Consider the following 23744-nt stretch of genomic DNA (forward strand, 5'->3'; position numbering starts at 1 on the left):
GCGTTTCCGGTGGGCGGAGCATGTCCGACGGGGCCGTTACGAGATGGCCCGGAGCCGGCCCCGGGGTTGGCTGCGGAGTTGCCCGACGGCCGGGGCCGTCTTCTCGTCTGCGGGAAGGAAGACGACCAACCGCTGTGCGTCCGAGGAGAGTTCGCGTGACTCGCGAAGCACCGACGTCCGCACCCGGAGACGTGGTTGAGCGGCAGGCGGCCCGCCATCGGCGTCGGTCGGTGCGACGGTACGGACGAGCGTTCACCGCCGCGTCGCCCGGCTGTCATGCGACGGAACCGGAAACCTCCCGTCCACACGTTTCGATCGGCCTCGCGGAGCCGATACGAAGGCCCGTAACGGTTGGTACCTTCCCCGGCAGGAGTGTGGATCCCTTGGGCAGCAAGAAGGCCAGGCGTGCCTGGGCAGGCGCGAGCGCCGCGGTCGTGGTGGCGGTGGTCGCCGCCACCGGGGCGAACGGGACGGCTCAGGCCCGCACGCCGGACGGTGCACGGTGGTTGACCACGTCGACGCAGAAGCCGGCCCCGGGTGTGCAGGTGCGCACCATGACCCTTCGGAACGCGGCCGCCGCGCCGTCCTGGACGGTCACTGTCCAGGCACCGGCCACCAGTCGGCTGACCGGCGCCGGGACCTGGGCCGAGGTGGGTTCGAAGTCCTGGGCCGACACCACCGCCCGGCGGCTGACCGCGAGCGGTTTCCGGCCCCGCGTCGCCGCCGTCCGCTGGCCGGACTACAGCGACACCCCGCACGGCGTGATGGGCCTGCGGGTGCGGGTGGGGTCGTATGCCACGCAGGCGGCGGCGCAGCGCGCGGCCGGTTCGATCGCCGCCGCCGGGTTCCACACCACCGTCACATGGACCGGCTACGACGCCGACGAGCCGGCCGCCGGCGAGGCCGTGCACGTCGCGGTCATCGACCCGCGCTCCTTCACCGGAAGTGTCCGGGCGACCCACGACGGCAGGGTCGCGCAGCGCGAGACGACCTCGTCGGTCGCCGCGAAGCTGAGGTCCCTGGTCGCGGTCAACGGCGGGTTCTTCGTCACCGCCGACTCCGAGGGTGTGCAGGGCACGCAGTCCGGGCTGGGAGCCTACGGCGGCAGGCTGGAATCGCTGTCCGCCGGCGCCCGGGCCGCACTCGTCCTCCAGGACGGCGGACGGCACGACCGGGTGGCCGACGTCACCACCACCGTCACCGTCCGCTCCGGCAGGGCCACCTACCCAGTGCAGGGCGTCAACCGCGTGCCCGGCACCGTCCAGGACTGCGGGCGCCCCGGCGCCTCACCCAGCGACCTCCCCTGGCAGGACGTCACCTGCCACGAGTCCGACGAATTGGTCCTGCTCACGCCCGAGTTCGGCGCGGCACTGCCGACCGGAGCCGGGACCCAGGCGGTCATCGATGCCGCGGGCCGCGTGGTGTCGGTCGGCGTACGCGGCGGCAGCGTCCCGGCGCACGGCGCGGTGCTGCAGGGCATCGGCGCCGCCGGGGACTGGTTGACGGCCCACGCCAGGCCGGGACACCCCCTCGCCATCACGAAGGACATCCGCGACACGACCGGCCGACGGATCGCGCTCGGCCCGCACGACAGCATCGTCAGCGCCGCTCCGACCCTGGTGAAGGGCGGCCGGATCAGCATCGACGCGGCCACCGAGGGCGTCGTCGACCCCGCCGACCTCTCCTTCGGCTACTCCTGGGCGAACGTCCGCCAGCCTCGCACCATGGCCGGGATCGACGCCCGAGGACGGCTCCTCCTGGTTACCGTGGACGGCCGGCAGAAGGGCGGCAGCGCAGGCTTCACCCTCGCCGAGGGCGCGGCGTTCATGCGCTCGCTCGGCGCCGTGCAGGCCCTCAACCTGGACGGCGGCGGCTCGACGGCCATGGCCGTGGACGGCCGGCTCGTCAACGTCCCCTCGGACGCCACGGGGGAACGCGCGGTCGGCGACACCGTCCAGGTGCTGCCCTCCCCGCACCACTGACGGGTACGCCGCCCCAGGGCATGCTCCGGCCTCCCGACCGACGCCGCCCGGTACCGCGCGGCCCCGCCTGCTCATCGCGCGCGACCGAGCGGCGGTGGCCGCCAGCGCCGGGCGGAGGCGCCCACCCGCTTGCGCTGTACCGCTATGCCCGCGATATTCGCCCTGTTCGCGAATCGGCGACAACTTCCGTCACCGTGGTGCGGCTACCGGGCGGCACCGAAGTCCTGTGTCCAGTAGCTGCCGGGCTGCGCGAGGCCGACGCCGATGTCCCTGAACGAGCAGTCGAGAATGTTGCGCTTGTGGCCGGGGCTGGACATCCAGCCCGCCATCACGCTCTCCGGGGTGTCGTACCCGTAGGCGACGTTCTCGCCGTAACTGCTCCAGCTGTAGCCGGCGTTCGTGATCCGGGCGCCCGGATCCGACCCATCGGATCCGGTATGCGACATATTGCTGTGGTCCGCCATGTCCGTACTGTGGGCTTCAGCGGCGTTTGTCAGCTTTGCGTTGAGGGTGAGCGGTGAGCAGCCGACCTTGGCCCGTTCCTGGTTGACGAGTTGCACCACGCGGGCCGCGATGCCGGAAGCCGGGGCCGCGACGGCCGCGGGAGCCCTCGGGGCTGCGGTGGGCGCCGCAAAAGTCGGCGCCGTGGGAAGCGCCCTGGGCGTCGTCGGCGCCTTCGGCTCCGTCGTTCTCTTCGGCGCCGTCGGTGTCTTCGACGCCTTCGGCGTTTCCGGGCGCTGCGGTGCCGCGGACGTCGCCGTGGGGCTCGCGGTGGGTTCCGGGCTCCCGTCGCCCTGCGCCGGCTGCTGCCGGAACGCGGAGGCGCTGCTCTCGTGCCGGTGAGCCGCTCCGTCGGACGGTCCGCCCCGGCAGGCCATGGCGATGGAAGGGACGCCCACGGCGGTGACGGCGAGGGCGACGAGGCTTATCCGCCGGTAGTTCCTCTTCTTGCGGTGCTTCGTCATGCGTGATCTCACTCGCTCACTGCGGATCGCCATCGGGTGGCTGGTTCTCCCTACCCGTGTCTGAGCAGGGCAGCTGTCTCACCGGCCGCCATTCTGGGAAAGCCCTGTATCCGAGGCAACGAGCATGTCTACTAGTCGCCCTAGTAGGTGATGTGCCCCTTGCCGGGGGCGCGTGGACGTGCTGCCCGGCTCCCCGCGCATTCCGTACATGCCTGTCGCGCCGTCAGAACCGACTTCTGCGGCAATCGGCGGGCGAAAGGATCAGGGGAATCGACGATCGCCCCGTGCTGTGGACGTCATTGACGGATCAAGGGGGACAAAGCCCTATTTGTCGCTGCGGGAAGGTCTACTAAGTGGCGTAGTGGTGGCGCGCGTGGCTGTGACGCATGTCATGAGGGGAATGCGAAAGCGGACAGGGGAGGTCGATCTGCCCTTTGCGGACTTTACGGGCCTTACCGGCCTTGCGGTCATGGTCGCCGTCTCGGTCAGGTCCGTGCGACGCCTTTCCCCTCCTCCATGAGTTGCTCCTCCACGAGTTGCTCCGCAGGACCGGGGCGATCACGCGTCGCCCGGTAGTCGCGGGCGAGATGGTGTTGGAGGCGGGCGTGGCGGAACTGGTAGACCGCGCCGGCCTGGCGCAGCACGCCCCGTTGATAGGCGTCTTCGAGGAAGGCGACGACGGACCAGGGCAGCCGGCCGGTCAGCGGCAGCCAGATCCGGGCGAAGACCGCCCATTGGCCCCAGGCGGTCAGGCTGAGTGCGTAGCCGAGGCCGCCGCCGAGTCCGCTGATGACGCCGAGCTTGATCGCGGACGGGACGTTCCAGACGAGCGGGCCGAGGATCGCCGACATCGGCTCGAACACGATCTCGGATCCGAAGCCGACCAGGAGCCCGAAAGTGGGGCCCCATACGAGGAACTGCGTGGCCACGGTCCGGAAGTTGGTGCGCAGGAGGTCGACCGGATTGACGGCGGACCGGATGTCGAGGGGGGTTTCCAGCAGGGTCAGGAGGCCGAAGGTGGGGCCGGCTCCCAGCACGAAGACCATGCCGTAGAGGACGCCGTCGCCGAGGCCGATGCCCAGGCTGGTCGCGAGGTCGACGTGATGGACGACGCCGTTGAGCACGCCGCGTACGAAGCCGTAGCCACCGCCGAAGACGAGACCGCACAGCGCCCCGATCATGAGGCGGGGCAGCGGTCTGCGCATGGTCTTCCCTGCCCGGCCGAACAACTTCATGCGCACTCCCGAGGGCTCCACCGCCGCGTCCTTGGCCGCGACCATGAACCAGTACGCGATCCCGAACATGAGCCCGGAGAGGAGCCCTGCCACCACCCCGTCCGCGAGCTGGAAGCCGAGGGAGTCGAAGAGGGCGCCGACGACGCAGTCGATGAGCCCGATGGCCAGGCAGATCACCAGCGCGGTCGTCAGGGTGCGGGTGGGGCGGCGGACTCCGCAACCCAGGCGCCACCACTCCAGGTTGGGGGTGTCGAGCCGGGTCAGGTGGTGGGCGAGGTAGCCGAGCCAGTACTGGGCACGCTCCGGGTCGACGGCACGGCGGCCGCCGGGGCGGTGCTCGGGCCGGGGGCGGTAGACGGTGGCGGTGAAGTTGTGGAGGAGGTGGTCCTCCAGGTCCTCGGGGCTGGAGAACCGCCGGGTATCCAGGAGCGCGGCCGGGTCGTTGTCGGGGGTGTCGCTGTAGACGGCGCGGGCGAGGGTGACCATCAACGGAGTGGTGAGCACCGCGGTGAGGTTGGCGCCGGCCCGGCTGTGCGGCCGTTCGCGCAGTTCACTCAGCACGGGGTCCCAGGCCGTCGCCGCGGGGTCCCCGCCACGGGCCTTGCGCGCGGTGCGCGGCAGATAGGCGGCCAGGTCGCCGAGGGTCAGATCGGCCACCTCCACCGCGGCGGCGGAGGTGAGCACGTCGGTCTCCGCCACTGCGGCGGCGTACTCGGACGGACGGCTCGTCAGCAGCAGCGGAAGGGGCGTGGCGTTGAGCGCCTCCAGCGCGGGACGGCGCAGGCCGCCGGCGATCTCGTCGAAGCCGTCGAGGACCGGGAGCACCCCGCCGGTCTCGACCAGCGCGGCGGCCAGGCTCGACCCACCGGGTCCCGGGGCGGCAAGACCGGGGTGGTCCCGGGTCAGTTGCGCGGTCAGCCAGTCCCGGAACGTGACGGCGGTGGGGTCCCACGAACCGATGCTGAAGATCACCGGTACCGCCTCGGTGCGGGCCCTCGACTTCAGATGGTCCAGCACGAACCGCACGGCGAGGATCGTCTTCCCGGAGCCGGACCGGCCCAGCACCACCAGCCGCCCGGACGGGATCCGCCGGTACACGCCCACGATCTCGTCCAGCCGCCCGCTCAGGTCCAGCGGGCCGCGCGTGTCCCCGGCGGGCAGGCGGCGGATGTTGGCCCAGTGGTCGGTCAGTTCCTCGGGAACCTGCCGCCAGCACACCGGCAGCGGGTAGGGGTCATGGACCTGCCGCTGCTCCTCCTCGCGCTGCCAGCGGGCGGCCACCGCCTGCGCGAGCTGCTCGGCGACGTCGACCAGGGTTTCGCGCACCACCGGCACCGGCAGTTCTGCGGCCGGTTCGACATGGCCGGTCGATTCGTCGGAGTCGTCCGGCGGTTTCCCGTCCCCGCTCCGACGGATGGCAGCCGCCAGGAGCTCCTCGCGTTCCTCGGGCGCCAGGCGGAGGGCGTCGGCGAGCAGCCGCACGGTGGTCACCCTGGGGTCGGCGCGCTCGCCGGTCTCCAGGCCGCGGACGGTACGCACGCCCACACCGGCGCGCTCGGCCAGGGCCTCCTGGGTCATCCCCGCCTTCTGCCGCAGCCGCCGTAGCAGCGGGCTCAGCTCATTCGTCACGGTCACGGTCTTCCCCCCGAACACGTCTCTTTCCCCAGGTGAGGGACTCTAGCGCGGCCACCGGCCGGATACGGCCGGTCTCCTGGCCTGTCCGCTGACCGGTACCGCGACCAGCATCGACGGCATCTGCCAGACCGCCCAGTACGGAGCCCGGAGAGCCCGATGCCGACGACCGCCACCACCGGCCCATCGACCGCCACCACACTCACACTTCAGGAACGCGAGGTGCTCTACGCGGTCGGCTGCGGACTGCGCGACACCGAGATCGCCTCCGCGCTCGCCATCCCCAAGGAGACCGTGGCCGGACACCTCACGCGGATCCTCACCAAACTCGAACTGCGCGACCGGGCCGCCGCCATCGTCCACGCCTTCGACTGCGGCCTGGTCGTCCCCGGCCGCGGTCCCCGCAAACCGGCGGCATCTCCGGTGCCGCGGACCGCTGTCCGCCACGTGCGCGAACCACAGTTGCGGATCTCCGTGCTCGGACCGCTGCAGGCACGGCGCGGGGGACAGCCCGTGGACCTGGGGCATCTGCGCCAGCAAGCGGTACTGGCCGCGCTGGTGCTGTGCCCGGACCGGACGGTCAGCCACCAGGAACTGCTCGACGGCGTATGGGGAATGGAGCCGCCGATCACGAAGGTGGTTCCGGTGTACGTGTACCGGCTGCGCAAGGTCCTGCGCGCCGGGGACAGCGCGGACCCGGTGATCCGGCGCGACCGCTGCGGCTACCGGCTCACGCCCGGCGCGGTCGAGGTGGACGTGGTGCGCATGGAGGAGCTGGTCACCGCCGCCGGGACCGCCGAACGAGCCGGCGAACTGGCGGAGGCGGTCCGATGCTGCTCGCAGGCGCTGGACCTGTTCCGCGGGGAGCTGCTGGCCGGCCTGCCCGGACCGTTCGCCGAGCTGGAGCGGCTGCGGCTCACCGAGCGCAGGGTCGCCCTCGTGCAACGCAAGCTGGACTGGCAGCTGAGGCTGGGGCAGCACGCCGAGGCGATCGCCGAACTGCGCGCCCTGGCCGTGGCCCAGCCCCTGAACGAACCGGTTGCCGCGATGCTGATGCGCGCGCTGTACCGCAGCGGCCGGCAGGTCGACGCGTTGTCGGTGTTCGACCGCACCCGCCGGCGTCTGGCCGACGACCTGGGGGTGCCGCCGGGGCAACTGCTGCGGCGCACGCACCAGATGATCCTGCGGGGGCAGGACACCGGCCTCGGCCTCACCCGCTCTGCGCCATGACCCGACGGAAGCCGGGCACACGCGGTGACGAGCTGCTGCTGGCGAGGATCTCCGCAGCGGCCGGCCGCGAGCACATCGGCAAGCGACATGCCACCTACGCGGTGATCGCGCACCCCCACCGCACGGCTGCCGTGCCGGTCCGGCTGATCCGGCGCCTGCGGGCCTTCGTCCGGTACGGCCGGCCGTCCGTGCCGAAGGGGAGCGCGGACGCACGGCTGGACCTGTACGAGCGCGGGCTGACCATCGCCGTCAAGGGGCGGATCCACGTCGTCCGCTACGACACCACCTCGGTGTTCCAGCTGAGCGCCCGACACCCGCCCGACGCGCCCCGCGGCGCGACCGCGCGCAGTTACCTGCTCGTCGACACCAAGGGGGAGCGGGTCGTACTGCGGGGCAGGTCGGAGGTCGGCGACGCGGAGGAATGGGGGCCGGAGATCCGGCGGGCGGTCATCCACGCCCAACTGCCCTGGGCCTGGGCCGCGCTCGGCAAGGGCGGGCGGCTCACCTTCGGGGACGTCTGGCTGACCGGGGAGGAGGTCGGGTCCGGAGGGACGTCCGCACGGTGGCCGCACGTGCGGCGGATCGAGCTGGAGAACGACGCCATCAGGCTCCATATCAACGGGAATTGGCACACTCTGGCGCCAATGGTGTCCCACATCCCGAATTTCTTCGTTTTCCTCCTCCTCGCCGAGCGCCTGCGCACGGGCGGCCGGCGCTCATGACGACGAGCCGACCCTGCGAGGCTCCGCCGACGCGTGCAGGGGCTTCATCGGCGCAGGCATGCGTTTCATCGCCATTCCAGCGGCCGAGGTTAACGTCGCGGCCGACCACAGCAGTTGTGCACGACCTCGACTCGGGGAGACGCAGAGAGATGACCTTGTCCAGCAGGTGGAAGAAGGCGGTCGGCGGGGCCGGCGCGGCGGCAGCCATGGTGGCCCTCACCGCCGTGACGCCCACCGCCGCCCACGCCGCCCCGGTGCACCACTACTACCTGGAGGTCGGCGGCACGGGCTCGGCGGCGCCCGCGCCCGACTGCACCTCCACCTACGGATTCGCCAACAAGCACCTCAACGGCGGCATTCCGGTGCCCGTCTGCTATCCGGCGAGCGCCGGCCCCTGGCTCAACGGCCACAACGCCCCGGATCCCAGCGCGCCGAGCTACGACGCCAGCGTGCGCGAGGGATACCGCAATCTGCTGACCGCCGCCGAGGACACCTACCACCGCGACCCGGGCGCCCGTTTCACGATCGTCGGCTACTCCCAAGGCGCGCAGGTGGCCGACCAGGTCCTCCAGAAGATCGCCGGCGGCGACACGGACATCCCCCGCTCGCAGGTGAACGGCATGTTGTACGCCGACCCCATGCAGCCGGGCACGGGCATCGGGGCGCGGGTTCCCCAGGGGTGGAGCGCGTTGGGGTTCACCTCCCCCGGCGCCGGTCCGGCGAAGTTCGACGGCGTCCCGGTGCACCGCTTCTGCATCCGCACCGACCTGGCGTGCGACGCCACCTCGATCCAGTCGCTCCCCGGCTTCCTGACCCAGCACCCCAAGTACTGGCAGGACGGCAACGTCATGGTGCAGACCATCGGCCACGACGGCGGTGACGGGGTCACCTGGTACAACCCCTGATCGCTCTTCGGGCGGCCCCGTAACCGTGGGGGCGGGGCAACGGTCCGACCGGCGCAACCCCGGTCGGACCGTTTCCGTATGCGAGGCAGCCGCTCAACGGGCTTGCCTCGAACCGGCGTTGGTCGGTCGGTGCGGGAGGCCGAGCCACGAGGGCCCTCGTCAGGAATCCTTGACAGTGCCTCGCTGTCAGGGCAACCTGACACGTATGGGAGCTGAAGACACACCGGCCTCGCTGGCCGGACAGGTCACCAACAAGGACCCCGCCGTGGGGCTGCAGGCGGTCGTCGCACTGCGCCGTCTCCTGGAGGAACTGGAGCGGCTCCACGTCGACAACGCCCGCGAGCAGGGCTGGTCGTGGCAGAGCATCGCCACGTCGCTGAACGTCAGCAGGCAGTCGGTGCACGAAAAGCATGCGAGCAGGCGCAAGGCAACGGGCAAGGAGAAGTAGAGGTGTTCGAGTTTTTCACCGACCGCGCGAAGCGCGCCGTGGTGCTGTCCCAGGACGAGGCGATCGCCCTCGGGCACGACTTCATCGGTACGGAGCACATCCTGCTCGGCCTGGTCGGCACCGACCGGAGCACGGCGGGGGACGTACTGCGTGAGCAGGGCGTCGAGTTGACACGGGCGAGGGAGGAGACCGTTCGGATCCTGGAGGCCGCCGGGGTCGTCGCCGCCGGGGGACAGCCCGCGAAGGACGCCCTGTCGTCCATCGGCATCGACGTCGCGGAGATCCAGCGCCGGGCCGACCAGGCATTCGGCCCCGGCGCCTTCCAGTACCCGAGGCCCGCCTACACCCCGCACGCCAAGAAGGCCCTGGAGCAAACCCTGCGCGAGGCGCGCGCACTGGGGCACGAGGAGTTCGGCACCGAGCACGTCCTGCTCGGCCTGCTGACAGCGGGACAGGGCCGCGGCCTGGAGGTGCTCGCGGCCCTGGAGGTGGACCTCGACGACCTGCGCGACGCGGTACTCGCCCGGGTGGCCGGGGAGACCTCGTAGCGTTCGCCGGGGTGGGAGTGCACGCAATGCCGAACGGCGGGCGGGACGGGCGGCATTGCGTGCTGCCCGATGCCCTGTCCGCCCGTTCGCGCGGACAGGGCATCGGGCCACCGGGATGTCCGGTCGGTCGTCAGGCGCGGCAGCGCAGCATCTCCAGCGGCGGACTCGCGAGGAGGTCCGCCCAGAAGTCCGCACCGAACGCGCGCAGGCCGGCGTCGGACACCTCCAGGGGGACCCAGGTCACCTCGTGGAATCCGGCTGCCCGCAGGCACTTTTCGTAGACCTCGCGGCGCGGTGCCGTGCTGATGATGCTGATCGGCTGCGGGTCGAGGAGAGCCGTGACCCGCACCCACGGACCCGTCTCGATCTCCTCGCCGGTCGGCTCGCAGCGGAACCCGTACTTGTCCAGCGACGGACAGTCAAACCCGTAGTCGGGCTTCTGGGCGAGCACGAAGAACTCTCCCCCCGGCACCAGGCTCCGGTGGATGTTGCGGCACATCCGCTCCATCTCCGCGATGTCCCCGGCGTAGTTGAGGCACTGCACTCCCGCCGCGACGTCGAAGCGCCGGTCGAGAGGCCGCAGTTCGGCCACGTCACCGACCTCGTAGTGCACACCCAGCGGCTCCCGCTGCTCGCTGTCCCGTGCGGCGGCGATCATCTCGACGGAGATGTCGACACCGAGGACGTCCGTGGCGCCGCGCCGCTTGAACTCCCTGCTGTAGAAACCGGTTCCGCACGCCAGGTCGAGAACCGACTTGCCCCTCACGTCCCCGACCATGCCCAGGAAGCTCGGCACCTCCCCGTAACGCATCAACGGCAGTGACTTGAAGCCCTCGAACGCCTCACCGATCTCGTCGTACTGCTGCATACTCATCGTGCCGTCCTCCCCTGTACTCCGTCATGTCCTCGGCCTCGGCCCCCGTCCCCGGGACGTGCCGGAGCCGCTGGTTGGCAGTCTCTACGGACCCCGGCAGACCGTCGTACTGGCAGAAGCCACAAAGATCCGGACACCGTCCCGGCCGCCTGTACGAGCGCGCGTACGGGTCCCAGCGGATGAGGGGCAGCCTCGGGCGACCTTCGGCCCGCTCCTCGCTCGCGGTCCGATCGCCGGCTCGGCGTGCGGCCCGTCGTCGCTACCGGCCGTTCCGATCTCTTCTCTCGCCCTGGCGGACACCGGGCATCTGACGCACCGTCATACGCCGGGTTTCTCCCACAAAGACGCGCACTGCCCGCCGGGGGAACCGGCGGGCAGTGCTGTGACAGGCGACGCCGCGCTCCGGAGCGTCGAGCAGCGCGCTCCGGGCATGGCGTCCGTGTCAGCGGCCGAGGCCGAGGCCGCCGACGCCGCCGACGCCGCCGAGGCCCCGCCGGCCGGTGGCGATGACGGTGTTGGCGATGCTGCCCCCGGCGGTCTGCCGGAAGGTGAAGATCGACTTCTGGTTGTCGATGGCGATGTTCGTGCGGCACCCCTCGCCGGGAAGCAGGAGACTGAACGACGGCGTGCAGTGAACATGCTGGTCGAAGATCTCGTCACTCCAGCCGCCGGCGCTGGCCGTGCCTGCTGCCGATGCCAGCAGCGCACCAGCCCCAAGGGTGCCCGCAACCATACGCATTGCCTTACCCACGACGGAACTTCCTTCCTGTCCTGGACCCGGTCCGGTGCCGGGATCACCGCTGATAACGGGCCAGTAACAAGGCGGTCACGCTCCGTTACTCCGTCGTGGTGACGGCCCTCAGAGGGACCTCGGGCCACCTCGGCTTGGTGCCGGACACGACGGTCGTCGGAATCCAGGGGCCGGTCCACCACATCCGTGCTCCCACACCGCGGCGGGTGATGCTGTGCAGTCCGAGCCGTTGCAGATCAGCGCGGTACTGGCGGGTGTTGCGGATATCGGCGATGACGAGTCGGCCGCCGGGCCTGAGAACGCGTACCGCCTCCTCGATCGCCGTCGTACGGCGGGCGGCGTCGGAGATGTTGTGGATCGCCAGGCTGCTGACCACGGCGTCGAACGTGCCGTTCTCGAACGGAAGCCGGGTGATGTCGGCGGTGTGCAGCTCGATGCGGTCGGCCACCCCTTCTGCCTGTGCGTTGCGCTCGGTGACGGAAGGGTCGTTGCCGCTCTGATCCTGACTGCGCCACAGGTCGACACCGTGCGCACGGCCTTCGGGAAGGCGGCGGGCGGCCGCCAGGAGCACCGCGCCCCGGCCGCAGCCCAGATCGAGGACGCTCTCGTCACCACCCAGCGCCAGATCATCGAGGAGCCTGTCCCACACGACGAACTTGCCGCGCAGGGTGGCGTACATGTACAGGCCCGCGGCAAGGAACGCCAGACAGCCGTAGCAGAACGCCCACGGCGCGACGGCGGGACCGCCCACGGTCCGGGAGACGACGCCCCAGACCAGCAGCACGGTGCCCAAAGCGCCGTAGATCGCCGGAACATAGGGGGCGTCCACCCCGTACTTCCCCCGAGGCCGGGCGGAGGGCCGCGTCGCTAAGTCGTAATTCAAGATCACTCCCTACATCGTGCAGCGTATGGCATCCGCAGGCTATCCCGGCTCCGTCCCGGCACCCACGGCGGCGGGGGCGGTGCGGGCACGGCCTTCGGGAGTCGCGATCGCCTTCGGGGTCCACGTATCGGCGGTGATGGTGGGGGACTGGTGGGCGTGGGGGCCGGAGATGTCCCGGGGCACTGCGGCTCCGCGCGGCCTCGCCGGTGCTGCCGGTGTGTCTCTGCCTTTCGGCAGAGCGGTGGATCCCCCGTGAGGCGCACGCTTCCGTGGATTCCGGACGCCGATACTGGTCAGCGTGCCTCTCGCCAGTTCCTTCGACCGCTTCGCCCGATGTCGTCTGCCTGTGGGAACGAGGTGGGGCAGGGCCGGGCGTGCGGGGGTGGAGACGGTCGGCGTGGTGCTGGCCTCCCTGGGCGTGTATGCGGCGGTCGCGTGGCTTGAGTACCTCCCGCACCCCGCGTTCCAGCTGCCGGTGATCGCCGCCGGTGCCGCACTCTTCCCGCTGCGCCGCCGCTTTCCCGGCGCCGTGCTCCTGACGCTCGCGGTGCTGACCGGGCCCGCCCCGTGTCTGGGGCCGATCACGGCGGTGACCGCGTACGCGGTGGCCCGCCGGACGGTCCCGGCCCGCAGGCTGAGCCGGCTGCTGGCCGCGGCCGGTGTCCTGGTCGTGGTGTCCGCGACGCTGGCCGCGCCCTGGGCGGGTCCCGGACCGATGCTGTACGGGCTGGCGCTCGGCTTGCTTCTCGTGCCGACCGCGGTGATCGTCCCGGGCCTGGTCGGCACCGCGTACGGGCAGCAGAGCCGCCTGATGCGGGCGCTGCGCGAGCGCGGCGACGCGGCGGAACGGGCCCGTCGGCTCGCTGACAGCGAGGCGCGGATGCACGAGCGGTCCCGGATCGCCGCCGAGATGCACGATCTGGTCGGCCATCGGCTCAGTCTCGTCTCGCTGCACACCGGCGGACTGGAACTGGCTCTGGCCGAAGCCGCACCCGAACTGCGCGAGGAGGCGGTCCTGGTGCGGCGGGCCACCCGGGACGCGATGCGCGAACTGCGGCAGGCGCTCGGGGTGCTCGGGCCGCTCGGCCGGGACACCGGACCCGACATGCTCACGGACGCGACCGGCTCCCGCGCCGACATCGAGACGCTGGTGGCACAGTCCCGTGACGGAGGGATCGCCGTACGGCTCGACTGGACCGGGCCCGATCTCGACCTCCGCCCGGCGCGGGTGCGCCGCGCCGTGCAGCGGGTGGTGCGGGAGGCCCTGACCAACGTGCACCGGTACGCGAGTGCGGCGCACGTCCTCGTCACGGTGGTACACGGAGACCAGGAGGTGCGGGTCACCGTCCGCAACGGCGCTCCGCCGAGCTCTCAGGTCCCCGCCGGGGGCAGGGGCACCGGTCGCGGTCTGCTGGGTCTGCGGGAGCGGGTGGAACTGCTCGGTGGGACGTTCGATGCCGCCCCGCTGCCGTCCGGGGGGTTCCAGGTGGATGCGCGGGTGCCTGCCGAGCCCGGTGATGCCGTCGTCGTGGCGCGGTCCGGTTCCGTGCCGACCGGGCCCGGGGCGGCGGGAGATGGCGGCCCGTCAGAGAAGGTGGGTCGCCTGGGAGATGACGGCCCCGCTCCGGCCGGTCGTCGCACCGTCGAGGCGGTGACGCTCGCCTTCGGGCTGGTGGCGCTGTGCGTGCTGATGCTCCTCGGCGTCGGCTTCGTGTACGCCGCCCACCCCCACCGGAATTCGGGGCCGCCGCCGCTGCCCCGCCTCGGCATGACCTACCAGGAAGTGGCGGCAACGGGCGTACTGGACAACGCGGCGGTGCGGGCCGCGGCCACCGGCCACGAGCCGGCGCGCCCCGCCGGTGCGGCCGGTTGCATCTATCCCTTCAACGGCGCCACGGAGAGCCGCCCCGGCGGCCTGGCGGTCGCCCGTTACTGCTTCGACGCCTCGCGGCGTCTGATCGCCATCGACCGTTTCACCGTCCCGTCGGTCCGGGACGCCGCACCCTGGGAGATCCCGTGACCGAGCCCAACCGGCCGATCCGCGTCCTGCTCGCCGACGACGAGACGATGGTCCGGCACGGTGTCCGCCTGATCCTCCGGCACGCCGACGGCATCGACGTCGTCGCCGAGGCCGCGGACGGGCGGCAGGCCGTCGACATGGCCGCCGCCCACCGCCCCGACGTGGCGTTGGTGGACATCCGGATGCCGGTGTGCGACGGCCTGGCCGCGATCGCACCACTGCTCGCCCTCGAACCGGCGCCGCGGATCGTGATGCTGACGACGTTCGGCGAGGAGGACAACGTCATCCGGGCCCTGCGGGAAGGCGCCACGGGTTTCCTCCTCAAGGACGAGGGCCCGCAGGAACTGATCAGCGCGGTGCGGGCGGCTGCCGCCGGTGACGCCGTGCTCTCCCCGGGCGTGACCGGCACCGTGATCGCCCGGATGCTCCGTGTCGGCGAACCCGGTACGGCAGCCGGAGAGGACCGCATCGCCGGGCTCACCGTCCGGGAGCGGGAGGTCCTGTCGATGCTCGGCGAAGGACTGTCCAACCAGGACATCGCCGGACGGCTCGGCATCGGGATCGGCACGGTGAAGAGCCATGTCGGCGCGATCCTCGACAAGACCGGCTCGGCCAGCCGGGTCCAGGCGGCGCTCCTCGCCCACCAGGCGGGCTTGACGTCCTGACGGGAACCGGCGGATGACGTGAGTGGGTCAGGCCCCGGACCGCGTTCCTGCCCGGACAGCACCTGCCGTATGTGCGGCCGGCTGCCGCGGTCCGAGCCGATCGGTTCCCTGTGGGCGGCGGACCGACGGGGCGCCCGCCGGTCCGCCGCCGCCACCTCCGGTCCGGCCCACCTCTCCACCGACAGCCCGCCCTCCCCAAAAGGCAGAGCACCACCCGCCGGGGGCTCTGTCCGAAGGCAGAGACGGCCAGGGCGCACACTTCCCTTGGTCAGATGCCAGGTCCCGCCCTCGGGGCGATGTTTCCGCAGGTGAGGGCCGTGAGGATGGATGTGTCCCCAGGCCCGCCGCAGTTCTCGCGGGCCGTCGCACCCCAGGCGGAGTACCCATGTCGCAGTTGTTCCCTGCCCCCACCCGTCCCGTCCCCGAACCGGCCGCCCGAGCCACCGGCCTGACCAAGGCGTACGGGACGGGGCAGACCCGGGTCACCGCGCTGGACGGGGTGTTCGTCGAGTTCGCGCGGAGCCGGTTCACCGCCGTCATGGGTCCCTCCGGCTCCGGCAAGTCCACCCTGATGCACTGCCTGGCCGGGCTGGTCCCGGTGACCTCCGGTTCGGCCCGCATCGGCGGTGTCGAACTGGCGTCGTTGACGGAGCGGGAACTGACCCAACTGCGCAGGGAGAAGGTCGGGTTCGTGTTCCAGGGCTTCAACCTGCTGCCGACCCTCACGGCGCTGGAGAACATCACGCTGCCGCTGCGCTTCGCCGGACAGCGGCCCGATCCGGCCTGGCTGGAGACCGTCGTGGCCACCGTCGGGCTGGCGGGTCGGCTCGGGCACCGGCCAGCGGAGTTGTCCGGCGGCCAGCAGCAGCGGGTCGCGGTGGCCCGTGCGCTGGTGTCCAGGCCGGAGATCATCTTCGCCGACGAGCCGACCGGCAACCTCGACTCGCGATCCGGTGCCGAGATCCTCGACTTCCTGCGCGACTCGGTACGGGAGTTGGGGCAGACGGTGGTGATGGTCACCCACGACCCGGTGGCCGCCGCATACGCGGACCGGGTGGTGTTCCTCGCCGACGGCCGGGTCGTCGACGGACTGCACGAGCCGACCCCCGACCGCGTACTCGACTGGATGCACCAGTTCGAGGCCCAGGAACACACGCCCTGAACCCGCCCCGTCCCGGTCCGCACCCAGCGCTCCTCGCCCTGCGCGACACCCACCCGGACCTCCCGGCGCTCGCGCGCCGCACCTCTCCCGTACCTCCCGGACTCCCGAAAGCTCCTCCATGCTGAGAACAGCCCTGCGCAACGTCCTGGCGCACAAGGCACGTCTGGTCATGACCGTCCTGGCGGTCAGCCTGGGCGTCGCCTGCGTCTGCGGCACCCTCGTCTTCGCGGACTCCTCGGCCGCGGCCTACCGTGCCGCCGCGTCGAAGAACTTCGCGGACATCGCGGTCACCGTGACCCCGAAGGAACCCCCGCCCGGGGCCGCCGCGAACCAGCCGGCCGGCGCGCTCGACGACGTCCTCGTGCGCAAACTCACCGACGTCCCCGGTGTCGCCACCGTCCGGCCGTCGGCCGACGGCCCGGCCACCCTGAACGCCGCCGACGGCACACCGCTGCGGGCCGGCAAGGCGTGGGCGAACCTGGCCGCCGCCTACGTACCGGGCAAGGACGGCACGGACAGCCGCTACCCCCTGGTCAAGGGCCACGCCCCCCGCAACGGCGACGAACTCGCCGTGGACGGAACCACCGCGGCCGCCGGTCACTTCGGTATCGGCGACAGGGTCACGCTGGCCACCGACGGCCCGGTCATGACCAAACGGCTCGTCGGCATCGTCACCACCAAGGACACCCGGGTGACCGCCGGCGGCACCCTCGCCCTGTTCGACAGGGCCACCGCCCAGCGGCTGTTCGCGTCCCCGGGCCACTACACCGGGATCGACCTGTCCGCCGCGCCCGGCACCGACCAGTTCGCCCTGTCCGAGCGGGTCGCCGCCATCCTCCCGGCCGGCCGGGCCGAGGCCACCAGCGGCGCCGCCCAGGCCACTCAACAGGCCACCTACGTCGACACGGTGACCCGGGGCTACACCAAGCTGCCACTGGTCTTCGCCGGCGTCTCGCTGTTCATCGGCTCGTTCCTCATCGTCAACACCTTCACCATGCTCGTCTCCCGGCGCACCCGTGAGATCGCGCTGCTGCGGGCCATCGGCGCCACGCGCCGCCAGGTGGTCCGCTCGGTCCTCTGGGAGGCGGCCCTGCTCGGCCTCGCCGCATCGGCGGCCGGTTTCCTGCTGGGCCTGGGCATCGCCTCCGTACTGCCCGACATCCTGAGCACCGCACAGGACACGCTGCCCCACGGACCCCTGGTCGTCGGGCCGCGCCCCGTCGCGGCGGCGTTCGGCGTCGGCGTCGGCGTCACGGTGCTCGCCGCGTGGCTGCCCTCGCGCCGCGCCGCGAAGGTCGCGCCCGTCGAAGCGATGCGCTCGGCCGAGCAGCCGCCCTCCACCACCGGCTCCCGGATCCGCGGCGTGGTGGGGCTGGTCCTGCTCGTCCTCGGCGCCGGGCTGCTGATCTCGCTCACCGGGGCGAAGGACGCCTCGGTGGAGAACCTGCAGAGCGCGATGCTCGGTTGCGCCCTCCTCGTCATCGCCATGATCGCGCTGGCGCCGCTGCTCGCCGCCCCCGTGATCAGGCTGACCGGCCGGCTGACCGGCCGCTTCGGCGTCGCCGGCCGGCTCGCCCGGGAGAACGCGCTGCGCGACCCACGGCGCACCGCGGCCTCCGCCTCCGCCCTGATGGTCAGCACGGCACTGGTCGCCGGACTCGCCGTCATCGGCAACTCCACCGGGCAGGCCCTCGATCACCAGGCCGCCGCCGGCCTCGGCGCCGACTACGTGATCAGCACCCGCACCCCCACGGCCCGCATCGACCCGGCCGCCGTGAAGAGGGTGGCCGACACCTCCGGAGTGCGGACCGCGACGGCCGTCGCCGACTCCACCCTCTTCACCGGCGGCCATGTCCAGCAGATCTCCGGCGTCGACCCCACCACCGTCGACGCCGTCATGAAGCTCGACTTCGTCAGCGGCTCCGCACACGACCTCGGCCCCGGCCGGATCGCCGTCTCCAGCACCCTCGCCCGGCAGCAGGGCCTGAGCACCGGCAGCCGACTCGACGCCGGGACGGGCCGCGGCCAGGACGTCAAGCACTACACCGTCGTCGGCGTCTACAAGGACAATCCCGTCGCCCACGACGCGCTGGGCGCCCGAACCGACGTACAGGAGAACGGCATCACGCCCCACTCCGTCCAGCGGATCCTCGTCCGCACCGACGACGCTGCCGCGTCCCGGACCACCGAGACCCGGCTCCGCACCGCCGTGGGCGACAACCCGCTGCTGACGGTGCAGGACCGGGCGGAACTCGTCCACGAGGCCGCCGGCACCCTGGGCAACCTGCTCACCCTGATGTACGGGCTGCTCGCCATCGGCGTGGTCATCTCCGCGCTCGGCATCGTGAACACCCTGGCCATGTCGGTCTCCGAACGCACCCGGGAGATCGGAGTGCTGCGCGCCATCGGCATGGACCGCTCCGGCATCCGGCGCATGATCCGCCTGGAGTCGGTGACGGTCGCCGCGTTCGGCACAGTGCTGGGCCTGGCGGGCGGACTGTTCGGCGCGTGGGCGGTCGGCGCGCTGGCCAACGGCGCGATGGAGCAGTACTCCCTGGCGCTGCCCTGGGGCACGCTGCTGCTCGTGTGCCTGGCGTCCCTCGCGCTCGGCGTGGCCGCGGCAGCCGTCCCGGCCCGCCGGGCAGCCGCCCTGAGCCCGCTGGAGGCCGTCGCGGACAGGTGACGGACGGCCTGCCTCCGGCCAGTCGCACCACGGCGGAGGATCCAGGCAGTACCGTGCCCGGGTCCTCCGCCGTTCAGGAGTCGACCCGTTGTGTTGGACAGGTCCTACGTTGCCCCCGTACCGCGGACGAAGGAGACCGAGATGGCCGAGACTTCCGGCGCACCCGCGCAACTGGCGGAGATGCCCACCGACTGGCAGCGCGCCCTCGCGATCGTCGCTCACCCCGACGACCTCGAATACGGGGCGTCGGCCGCCATCGCCAGTTGGACCGACGCGGGCCGCGACGTCGTCTACGTCCTCGCCACCCGCGGGGAGGCCGGCATCGACGCCATCGGACCCGCCGAGGCCGGCCCGCTGCGCGAGCAGGAGCAGCGGGCCAGTGCCGCCGCTGTGGGGGTCCCCACCGTCGAGTTCCTCCGCCACCCCGACGGCGTCATCGAGTACGGCACCGCGCTGCGCCGCGACTTCGCCGCCGCCATCCGGCACCACCGCCCCGAACTCGTGCTGACCCTCAACCACCACGACACCTGGGGCGGCGTCACCTGGAACACGCCTGACCACCGGGCCGTCGGCCGCGCCGTCCTCGACGCCGTCGCCGACGCGGGCAACCGCTGGATCTTCCCCGAACTCGTCGAGGACGGCCTCGCACCGTGGAACGGCGTGCGCTACGTGGCCGTGGCCGGCTCGCCGCGGCCCACGCACGCCGTCGACGCAGGCTCCGGATACGAGCGGGCCGTCCGGTCGCTGATGGCCCATCGCACCTATATCGAGGCGCTCACCGACCAGGACCCCGAGCAGTACTGCCGGTCGTTTCTGAACCGCACCATGAAGGCCGCGTCCGCACGGTTCGGCGGACGCCCCGCCGTGCCCTTCGAACTGTTCACCCGCTGACGCCGCGCTCGGCGGCCGAGCCGCCGACGGGCTCCGAAGACGAAAAAGCGCGGGCCGCCACGACCCTTCCCGGATCGTGGAGGCCCGCGCGGTACCCCAGCTCTTCACCCGACTCCCGCCCTTGGGACCGGTCCCCCACCCCCGTAGCGGGACCGGACCCGGGTGTTCAGCGCGCTTCGGGACGGCCCGCGTCTGCCGGTGGGCCTGGGTGTCCGGCGGCCGTCACGGCTGCTTCACACAGGTCCGCGGTACGTAGCCGTCCATCCCGTTGTACGAGATCGGCATCCAGTACTTGTCGCTGTACGGTCCACAGGCCGTGTAGGTCCCGCCGGTCACGGTCCTGCCGTAGCACGTGGCGAGTTCCCCCTTGGGCAGCACACCGAGTGCGTCGCTGCTGGTCGTCGGCTCCTCGCGGATGTTGAGTGTCTCCGTCGCCCGCACCTGGCAGGTGGAGACAGGCGCGGCAACGGCAGGCGCCCGGCTGACGGCCACCAGCGAAGTGGCCTGTGCGGACGCGGATGTCGCCGTCATCAAGGGGATGACCGCGAGACCGGCAACGACCGTGCCGATCACGTACTTTCTCATGGTGAGACTTCCCTTTCCCTCTCCCTGCGTTGGGCGCCGACCGATCAGGGCGCCCGCCGCCGAACAAGTCCCCGCGCGGAAGCCGAGCCCCTCCTGGGCGCGCCGAATCACCGGGGCCGCCGCCCCGGCAGGTTCGGTGTGTGTTCCGCGCGTCCGCCCCGGCGCGATGGGTGCTGGGGCTCGACATGCGACAGGATGCCGGGCCGTTGTGGCACATGTCGTTAGCACGGGGTCGACACCCACTTCGCAATGCGTCTACTCACGATCGACCAGGCCCGGTGGGGGTGGGTGGTCTCGCCGACTTGGGGTGACTGGGCGAGCCGGACCGGGTGCGACGGGGCCGATCCCCGGGCAGGGGTGGTGGCGGGGACGGCGAGCCGCCCGCGTACCCTCGTTGGCTGAAGTGGGGGACGGACGGGGGAGAGCACGTGGGATACCACCGCAACAACTGGCGCCAGGTCGCCAACATGGCCGCGCCGTTCATTCCCGGCGGTGAGGCGCTGATGAGCGCCGTGGACGTGGTGCAGGGGATCAGCGACGGCGCCAGCCTGGACCGGCTCCAGTACGTGCGGGGCGGCCATCCGCTGGTCGAACTGCCCTGGCAGCCGCCCGGTCCACCGCCGAACCCGCAGCGGGCCGAAGCGATCGGCCGCCAGGCATGGGACGTCCTGTTCGCCGACGAGCAGCAGTACGGTGCCCGCTCACTGCTCGACCAGGTCGGCAACCTGCTGATGCCGCTGCCCCCCACCGAACTCGACATGGTCATACGCCGGTTCGGGACGCAGGGCCTGGACCGCTGGGACGCCCTCACCCACGTCGAGGACGAGCACGGTGAGCCCGTCTACGACTGGCGGCGGGCTCAGGAGCTCTTCAGCTGGCTGCTGCGCACGGTCAGTCCCTACGGCGCGATGCTGATCGGTACCGGGATGTCGTGCAGCCAGCCCGAGTACAACGCCGCGTGCAGCGGATGCCACTGCGACGACCACGGCTGGGTACTGCCCGAGGGGCCGTTCGCCCAGGTGGACGGCGCGTACGTCACCGAGAACTGGCAGTGGGTCTCGGCCTCGACCGAGGCGATGTCCTGGCAGGACATGGACCAGGGCCTGTTCGGGGACTGCTGGTTGCTGACCAGCATGCAGGCCGTGCTCCAGGCCAATCCGCAGCACGCCCCGCGACACTTCCGGCAGGAGGCCAACGGCACCCTCACCGTCACGCTCTACGACGAGGGCAGCCCGATCGCCATCACCCTGGCGCCCGACCTGCCCTACGGCCACGGCAGGCTCTGGGGTGCCAAGGGCCACACCGAGGACGCCCGTTACGCGGAGACGTGGCCGGGCTTCTTCGAGAAGGCTGCCGCCCAGTTCCACGGCAACTACCACGACATCGTCCACGGTGGCCCCCCGAGCGACGCGCTCACGCTGATCACCGGTCGCGTGGGGCAGAAGGTCGACCTCGGCTCGCCATGGCTCATCCAGGACATCGCCAACCGGAAGTCGCGGGGCCAGGCACTCGTCGCCACCACCGCCGCCGCGCCCAACGCCGACCCCGGCGACGCCGCGGAGATCGCGGATGGCCGGCTGGTCCAGAACCACGCCTACTTCGTCAAGGACGTGGACCCGGCCGGCGGCCGGCTCTGCCTGGGCAACCCGTGGGGCGATGGGTCCACCCGGAAGTTGTGGGAGTGCTGGCTGACCTTGCAGGAGGTCGGCTACTACCTGGTGCAGATCGACGCCGTCGACACCTGGTGACATTCCCACATCACGGTCGCGGCTGACCTCCGCCGGAGCGAAGTGGCCTGCCGGGTCCGGCTGTTCCGCTGTGTTCCGCGTCCCTGGCCGCCACCTGCGGTTCTCTCGCCGGACTGCTGCCGGACGCTCGGCGGTCCTGCGCGGCGGACGTTGTGGCCCCCGGCCCGAAAACATTGTGACCGTGAACTCGGCAGGCGTGACGCTCCCTGTGCCAAGATGGCAAGTCGGTGGGGCCACCACGACCTCCCCACGGCGTAGGCGAGACACCCGACCGGCGGGAGTGACCCCATCGCCCACCCGATCGGGCTTCTGCGGAATTCTGCCACCGTCCTCCCACCCGTGCACTCGCGGAACGCCTGCGTGCCGGTAAGGGGCGGCCGGATGCCGCGCCAAGCTAGGGAAAGCCATGCCCCCTCGTCACCCCAACCTCCGACTCGCCGCGCTACTTTCCGAGACGAACTGGAGCGCCGGGAAGCTGGCCCGCGCGGTCAACGGCCTGGGCGCGGCCCAGGGCCTGCGTTTGCGCTACGACCGAACCTCGGTCGCGCACTGGCTGGCCGGATCCCGTCCCCGCCCGCCGGTTCCCCACCTGGTCGCGGAAACGTTCAGCCGGCATCTCGGCCGACCGATATCCGCCGAGGAAACCGGTCTGTCCAGAACGCCGGCGTCGGGTGCCCCTTTGCCCGCCCGGCCCGAAAAGGCCAACGCCGTACACCAGTTGCTCACTCTGTGCCGCCAGGAAACCGATCCCGAACGCCGGGGCTTCCTCGTCCGCTCGCTCTACAGCCTGTCCGACCGCCCCCTGCCTGCCTGGGACCCCTCACCGCCGCGGCACGGGCCCGACCCGCCGCCCCCACCCAGGCGGACGGCCGTCCCCGCGGACGCCGAAACCCTGCAGGAGCTGACCCACACCTTCGAGTACCTTTCCGAGCGGCACGGCGGCACCCACGTCCGCCTCGCCCTGATCTGCTACCTCGCCGGCAGCACCCGTCCGCTCCTCGCCGGTCCCGCCTCACGATCCCTGCACCGGGACCTGCTCACCGGCACCGCCCAACTCACCCACCTGCTCGCCACCATGACCGCGGACGCCGGCCACCCTGGACTGGCCCAGCGCTACTTCCACATCGCCCTGGCCCTCTCCCGCCGAGCCGACCACCGCGTCCTGTACGCGATCACCCTGCGCGCCCTGAGCCGGCATGCCCTTCAACTGGGGTACCACAGCCACGCCGGCGACCTCGCCAGGGCCGCCGTCCACACCGCCGGCCCCCGTGCCTTCCCGGCCGCCAAGGCATACCTGCTCGCCCAGCGCGCCGTCATCCACGCCCATGAACGCCGTCCCCGCCTCGCCCTGGCCGACCTGGCCGCCGCGGAACGCCACCATGAACAAGCCACCAGCCCCGCCGGCCCTTTCAGCTCCTACGCCCGCCCCTCACTCAACTACCAACAGGCGTACACCCTCCAGCTCCTGGGCGACCGTGAGAGTGCCCTCGTGGGCCTGCGCGCCGCAACCCACCGGGACCCCGAGCGGCGTCGCTCCTACGCCCTCACGCAGGCCCGACTCGCCGAAACCCTGCTGGAGGCCGGGCACCTCGAAGCCGCCTGCACCCACTGGCACACGTTCCTCGACCACTACCCCCACCTGCACTCCGCGCAAGTCGAGCGGGCCCTGAGCCGCCTCCGCGAAGACCTGCGATGCTTCCCCCGCCAACCACGCGCCACCGCCCTGCGCGAGCGCGCCCGGACCCTCGCCCGCCCCAAGGACGGACAGCGATCGGCAACGTGACGGGAGGCTCCCCGTGATCGCCGGTCCGGCAG

19 protein-coding genes and 1 pseudogene are annotated in these 23744 nt (G+C 71.9%); 14 read left to right on the forward strand and 6 right to left on the reverse strand.

Features of this window, described 5'->3' with window-relative positions:
• Positions 1 to 383: 383 nt before the first annotated feature.
• On the forward strand, positions 384 to 1982 hold the full coding sequence (locus GR130_RS17435; RefSeq protein WP_236573082.1) for a phosphodiester glycosidase family protein: 1599 nt from the start codon (positions 384 to 386) through the stop codon (positions 1980 to 1982).
• Between the two features lie 203 nt (positions 1983 to 2185).
• On the opposite strand, the gene GR130_RS17440 is transcribed toward GR130_RS17435, so the two are convergent.
• A complete protein-coding gene (locus tag GR130_RS17440) occupies positions 2186 to 2947 on the reverse strand; it encodes a CAP domain-containing protein (protein WP_159505594.1) in 762 nt (253 codons plus the stop codon).
• Between the two features lie 485 nt (positions 2948 to 3432).
• Entirely contained in the window at positions 3433 to 5817 is a 2385-nt protein-coding gene (locus GR130_RS17445) for an NACHT domain-containing protein (protein ID WP_236573083.1), read from the reverse strand.
• A 156-nt stretch (positions 5818 to 5973) separates the two neighbouring features.
• Between GR130_RS17445 and GR130_RS17450 the strand changes: the two genes are divergently transcribed.
• The 6 genes and pseudogenes from GR130_RS17450 to GR130_RS17470 all read left to right on the forward strand — a co-directional run bounded on the left by GR130_RS17450 (position 5974) and on the right by GR130_RS17470 (position 9667).
• Entirely contained in the window at positions 5974 to 7044 is a 1071-nt protein-coding gene (locus GR130_RS17450; RefSeq protein WP_159505595.1) for a BTAD domain-containing putative transcriptional regulator, read from the forward strand.
• The gene (locus tag GR130_RS17455) at positions 7041 to 7766 is read left to right on the forward strand and encodes a DUF6585 family protein (RefSeq protein ID WP_236573084.1); all 726 of its coding nucleotides are present in this window, start codon (positions 7041 to 7043) and stop codon (positions 7764 to 7766) included. Before GR130_RS17450 ends, GR130_RS17455 begins: the two co-directional genes overlap by 4 nt.
• Before the next feature lie 149 nt (positions 7767 to 7915).
• On the forward strand, positions 7916 to 8671 hold the full coding sequence (locus GR130_RS17460; protein ID WP_159505596.1) for a PE-PPE domain-containing protein: 756 nt from the start codon (positions 7916 to 7918) through the stop codon (positions 8669 to 8671).
• A 205-nt stretch (positions 8672 to 8876) separates the two neighbouring features.
• Positions 8877 to 9119, forward strand: coding sequence for a hypothetical protein (locus GR130_RS17465; protein WP_159505597.1), 243 nt, complete (start codon positions 8877 to 8879; stop codon positions 9117 to 9119).
• Positions 9120 to 9121: 2 nt separating this feature from the next.
• Positions 9122 to 9262, forward strand: a pseudogene (locus tag GR130_RS40545) (Clp protease N-terminal domain-containing protein); the annotation flags it as partial.
• Positions 9263 to 9286: 24 nt separating this feature from the next.
• Positions 9287 to 9667, forward strand: coding sequence for a Clp protease N-terminal domain-containing protein (locus GR130_RS17470; protein ID WP_236573981.1), 381 nt, complete (start codon positions 9287 to 9289; stop codon positions 9665 to 9667).
• 130 nt (positions 9668 to 9797) lie between these two features.
• Here GR130_RS17470 and GR130_RS17475 read toward each other — a convergent pair whose 3' ends face one another.
• The 3 genes from GR130_RS17475 to GR130_RS17485 form a co-directional block, all read right to left on the reverse strand.
• Positions 9798 to 10541, reverse strand: coding sequence for a class I SAM-dependent methyltransferase (locus GR130_RS17475; RefSeq protein WP_159505599.1), 744 nt, complete (start codon positions 10539 to 10541; stop codon positions 9798 to 9800).
• Between the two features lie 442 nt (positions 10542 to 10983).
• The gene (locus GR130_RS17480) at positions 10984 to 11292 is read right to left on the reverse strand and encodes a hypothetical protein (protein WP_236573085.1); all 309 of its coding nucleotides are present in this window, start codon (positions 11290 to 11292) and stop codon (positions 10984 to 10986) included.
• An 85-nt stretch (positions 11293 to 11377) separates the two neighbouring features.
• Positions 11378 to 12175, reverse strand: a complete 798-nt coding sequence (locus GR130_RS17485; protein ID WP_236573086.1) for a class I SAM-dependent methyltransferase — start codon at positions 12173 to 12175, stop codon at positions 11378 to 11380.
• Positions 12176 to 12473: 298 nt separating this feature from the next.
• Between GR130_RS17485 and GR130_RS17490 the strand changes: the two genes are divergently transcribed.
• The 5 genes from GR130_RS17490 to GR130_RS17510 all read left to right on the forward strand — a co-directional run bounded on the left by GR130_RS17490 (position 12474) and on the right by GR130_RS17510 (position 19596).
• Entirely contained in the window at positions 12474 to 14195 is a 1722-nt protein-coding gene (locus GR130_RS17490) for a sensor histidine kinase (protein ID WP_236573087.1), read from the forward strand.
• On the forward strand, positions 14192 to 14860 hold the full coding sequence (locus GR130_RS17495) for a response regulator (protein WP_159505600.1): 669 nt from the start codon (positions 14192 to 14194) through the stop codon (positions 14858 to 14860). Before GR130_RS17490 ends, GR130_RS17495 begins: the two co-directional genes overlap by 4 nt.
• A gap of 385 nt (positions 14861 to 15245) precedes the next feature.
• On the forward strand, positions 15246 to 16022 hold the full coding sequence (locus GR130_RS17500; RefSeq protein WP_159505601.1) for an ABC transporter ATP-binding protein: 777 nt from the start codon (positions 15246 to 15248) through the stop codon (positions 16020 to 16022).
• 118 nt (positions 16023 to 16140) lie between these two features.
• Positions 16141 to 18705, forward strand: coding sequence for an ABC transporter permease (locus GR130_RS17505; protein ID WP_159505602.1), 2565 nt, complete (start codon positions 16141 to 16143; stop codon positions 18703 to 18705).
• 141 nt (positions 18706 to 18846) lie between these two features.
• Positions 18847 to 19596 carry a PIG-L deacetylase family protein gene (locus tag GR130_RS17510; protein WP_159505603.1) on the forward strand — a complete coding sequence of 250 codons (750 nt, stop codon included), beginning with the start codon at positions 18847 to 18849 and terminating at the stop codon, positions 19594 to 19596.
• Between the two features lie 222 nt (positions 19597 to 19818).
• Here GR130_RS17510 and GR130_RS17515 read toward each other — a convergent pair whose 3' ends face one another.
• A complete protein-coding gene (locus GR130_RS17515; RefSeq protein WP_159505604.1) occupies positions 19819 to 20181 on the reverse strand; it encodes an SH3 domain-containing protein in 363 nt (120 codons plus the stop codon).
• Between the two features lie 428 nt (positions 20182 to 20609).
• Here GR130_RS17515 and GR130_RS17520 point away from each other — a divergent pair, with 428 nt between their 5' ends.
• On the forward strand, positions 20610 to 21929 hold the full coding sequence (locus GR130_RS17520; protein WP_159505605.1) for a C2 family cysteine protease: 1320 nt from the start codon (positions 20610 to 20612) through the stop codon (positions 21927 to 21929).
• Positions 21930 to 22335: 406 nt separating this feature from the next.
• Positions 22336 to 23712, forward strand: a complete 1377-nt coding sequence (locus tag GR130_RS17525; protein ID WP_159505606.1) for a tetratricopeptide repeat protein — start codon at positions 22336 to 22338, stop codon at positions 23710 to 23712.
• Positions 23713 to 23744: the final 32 nt, after the last annotated feature.

The sequence above is a fragment of the Streptomyces sp. GS7 genome (assembly GCF_009834125.1).
In the GTDB taxonomy this organism is placed as follows: domain Bacteria; phylum Actinomycetota; class Actinomycetes; order Streptomycetales; family Streptomycetaceae; genus Streptomyces.

Excerpts from the sequence above, each read along its gene's own strand:
- GR130_RS17460 (WP_159505596.1), top strand. The coding sequence starts at position 7,916 with ATGACCTTGTCCAGCAGGTGGAAGAAGGCGGTCGGCGGGGCCGGCGCG.
- GR130_RS17450 (WP_159505595.1), top strand. The coding sequence starts at position 5,974 with ATGCCGACGACCGCCACCACCGGCCCATCGACCGCCACCACACTCACA.
- GR130_RS17465 (WP_159505597.1), top strand. The coding sequence starts at position 8,877 with ATGGGAGCTGAAGACACACCGGCCTCGCTGGCCGGACAGGTCACCAAC.
- GR130_RS17515 (WP_159505604.1), bottom strand. The coding sequence starts at position 20,181 with ATGAGAAAGTACGTGATCGGCACGGTCGTTGCCGGTCTCGCGGTCATC.
- GR130_RS17505 (WP_159505602.1), top strand. The coding sequence starts at position 16,141 with ATGCTGAGAACAGCCCTGCGCAACGTCCTGGCGCACAAGGCACGTCTG.
- GR130_RS17455 (WP_236573084.1), top strand. The coding sequence starts at position 7,041 with ATGACCCGACGGAAGCCGGGCACACGCGGTGACGAGCTGCTGCTGGCG.
- GR130_RS17475 (WP_159505599.1), bottom strand. The coding sequence starts at position 10,541 with ATGAGTATGCAGCAGTACGACGAGATCGGTGAGGCGTTCGAGGGCTTC.
- GR130_RS17440 (WP_159505594.1), bottom strand. The coding sequence starts at position 2,947 with ATGACGAAGCACCGCAAGAAGAGGAACTACCGGCGGATAAGCCTCGTC.
- GR130_RS17500 (WP_159505601.1), top strand. The coding sequence starts at position 15,246 with ATGTCGCAGTTGTTCCCTGCCCCCACCCGTCCCGTCCCCGAACCGGCC.
- GR130_RS17525 (WP_159505606.1), top strand. The coding sequence starts at position 22,336 with ATGCCCCCTCGTCACCCCAACCTCCGACTCGCCGCGCTACTTTCCGAG.
- GR130_RS17510 (WP_159505603.1), top strand. The coding sequence starts at position 18,847 with ATGGCCGAGACTTCCGGCGCACCCGCGCAACTGGCGGAGATGCCCACC.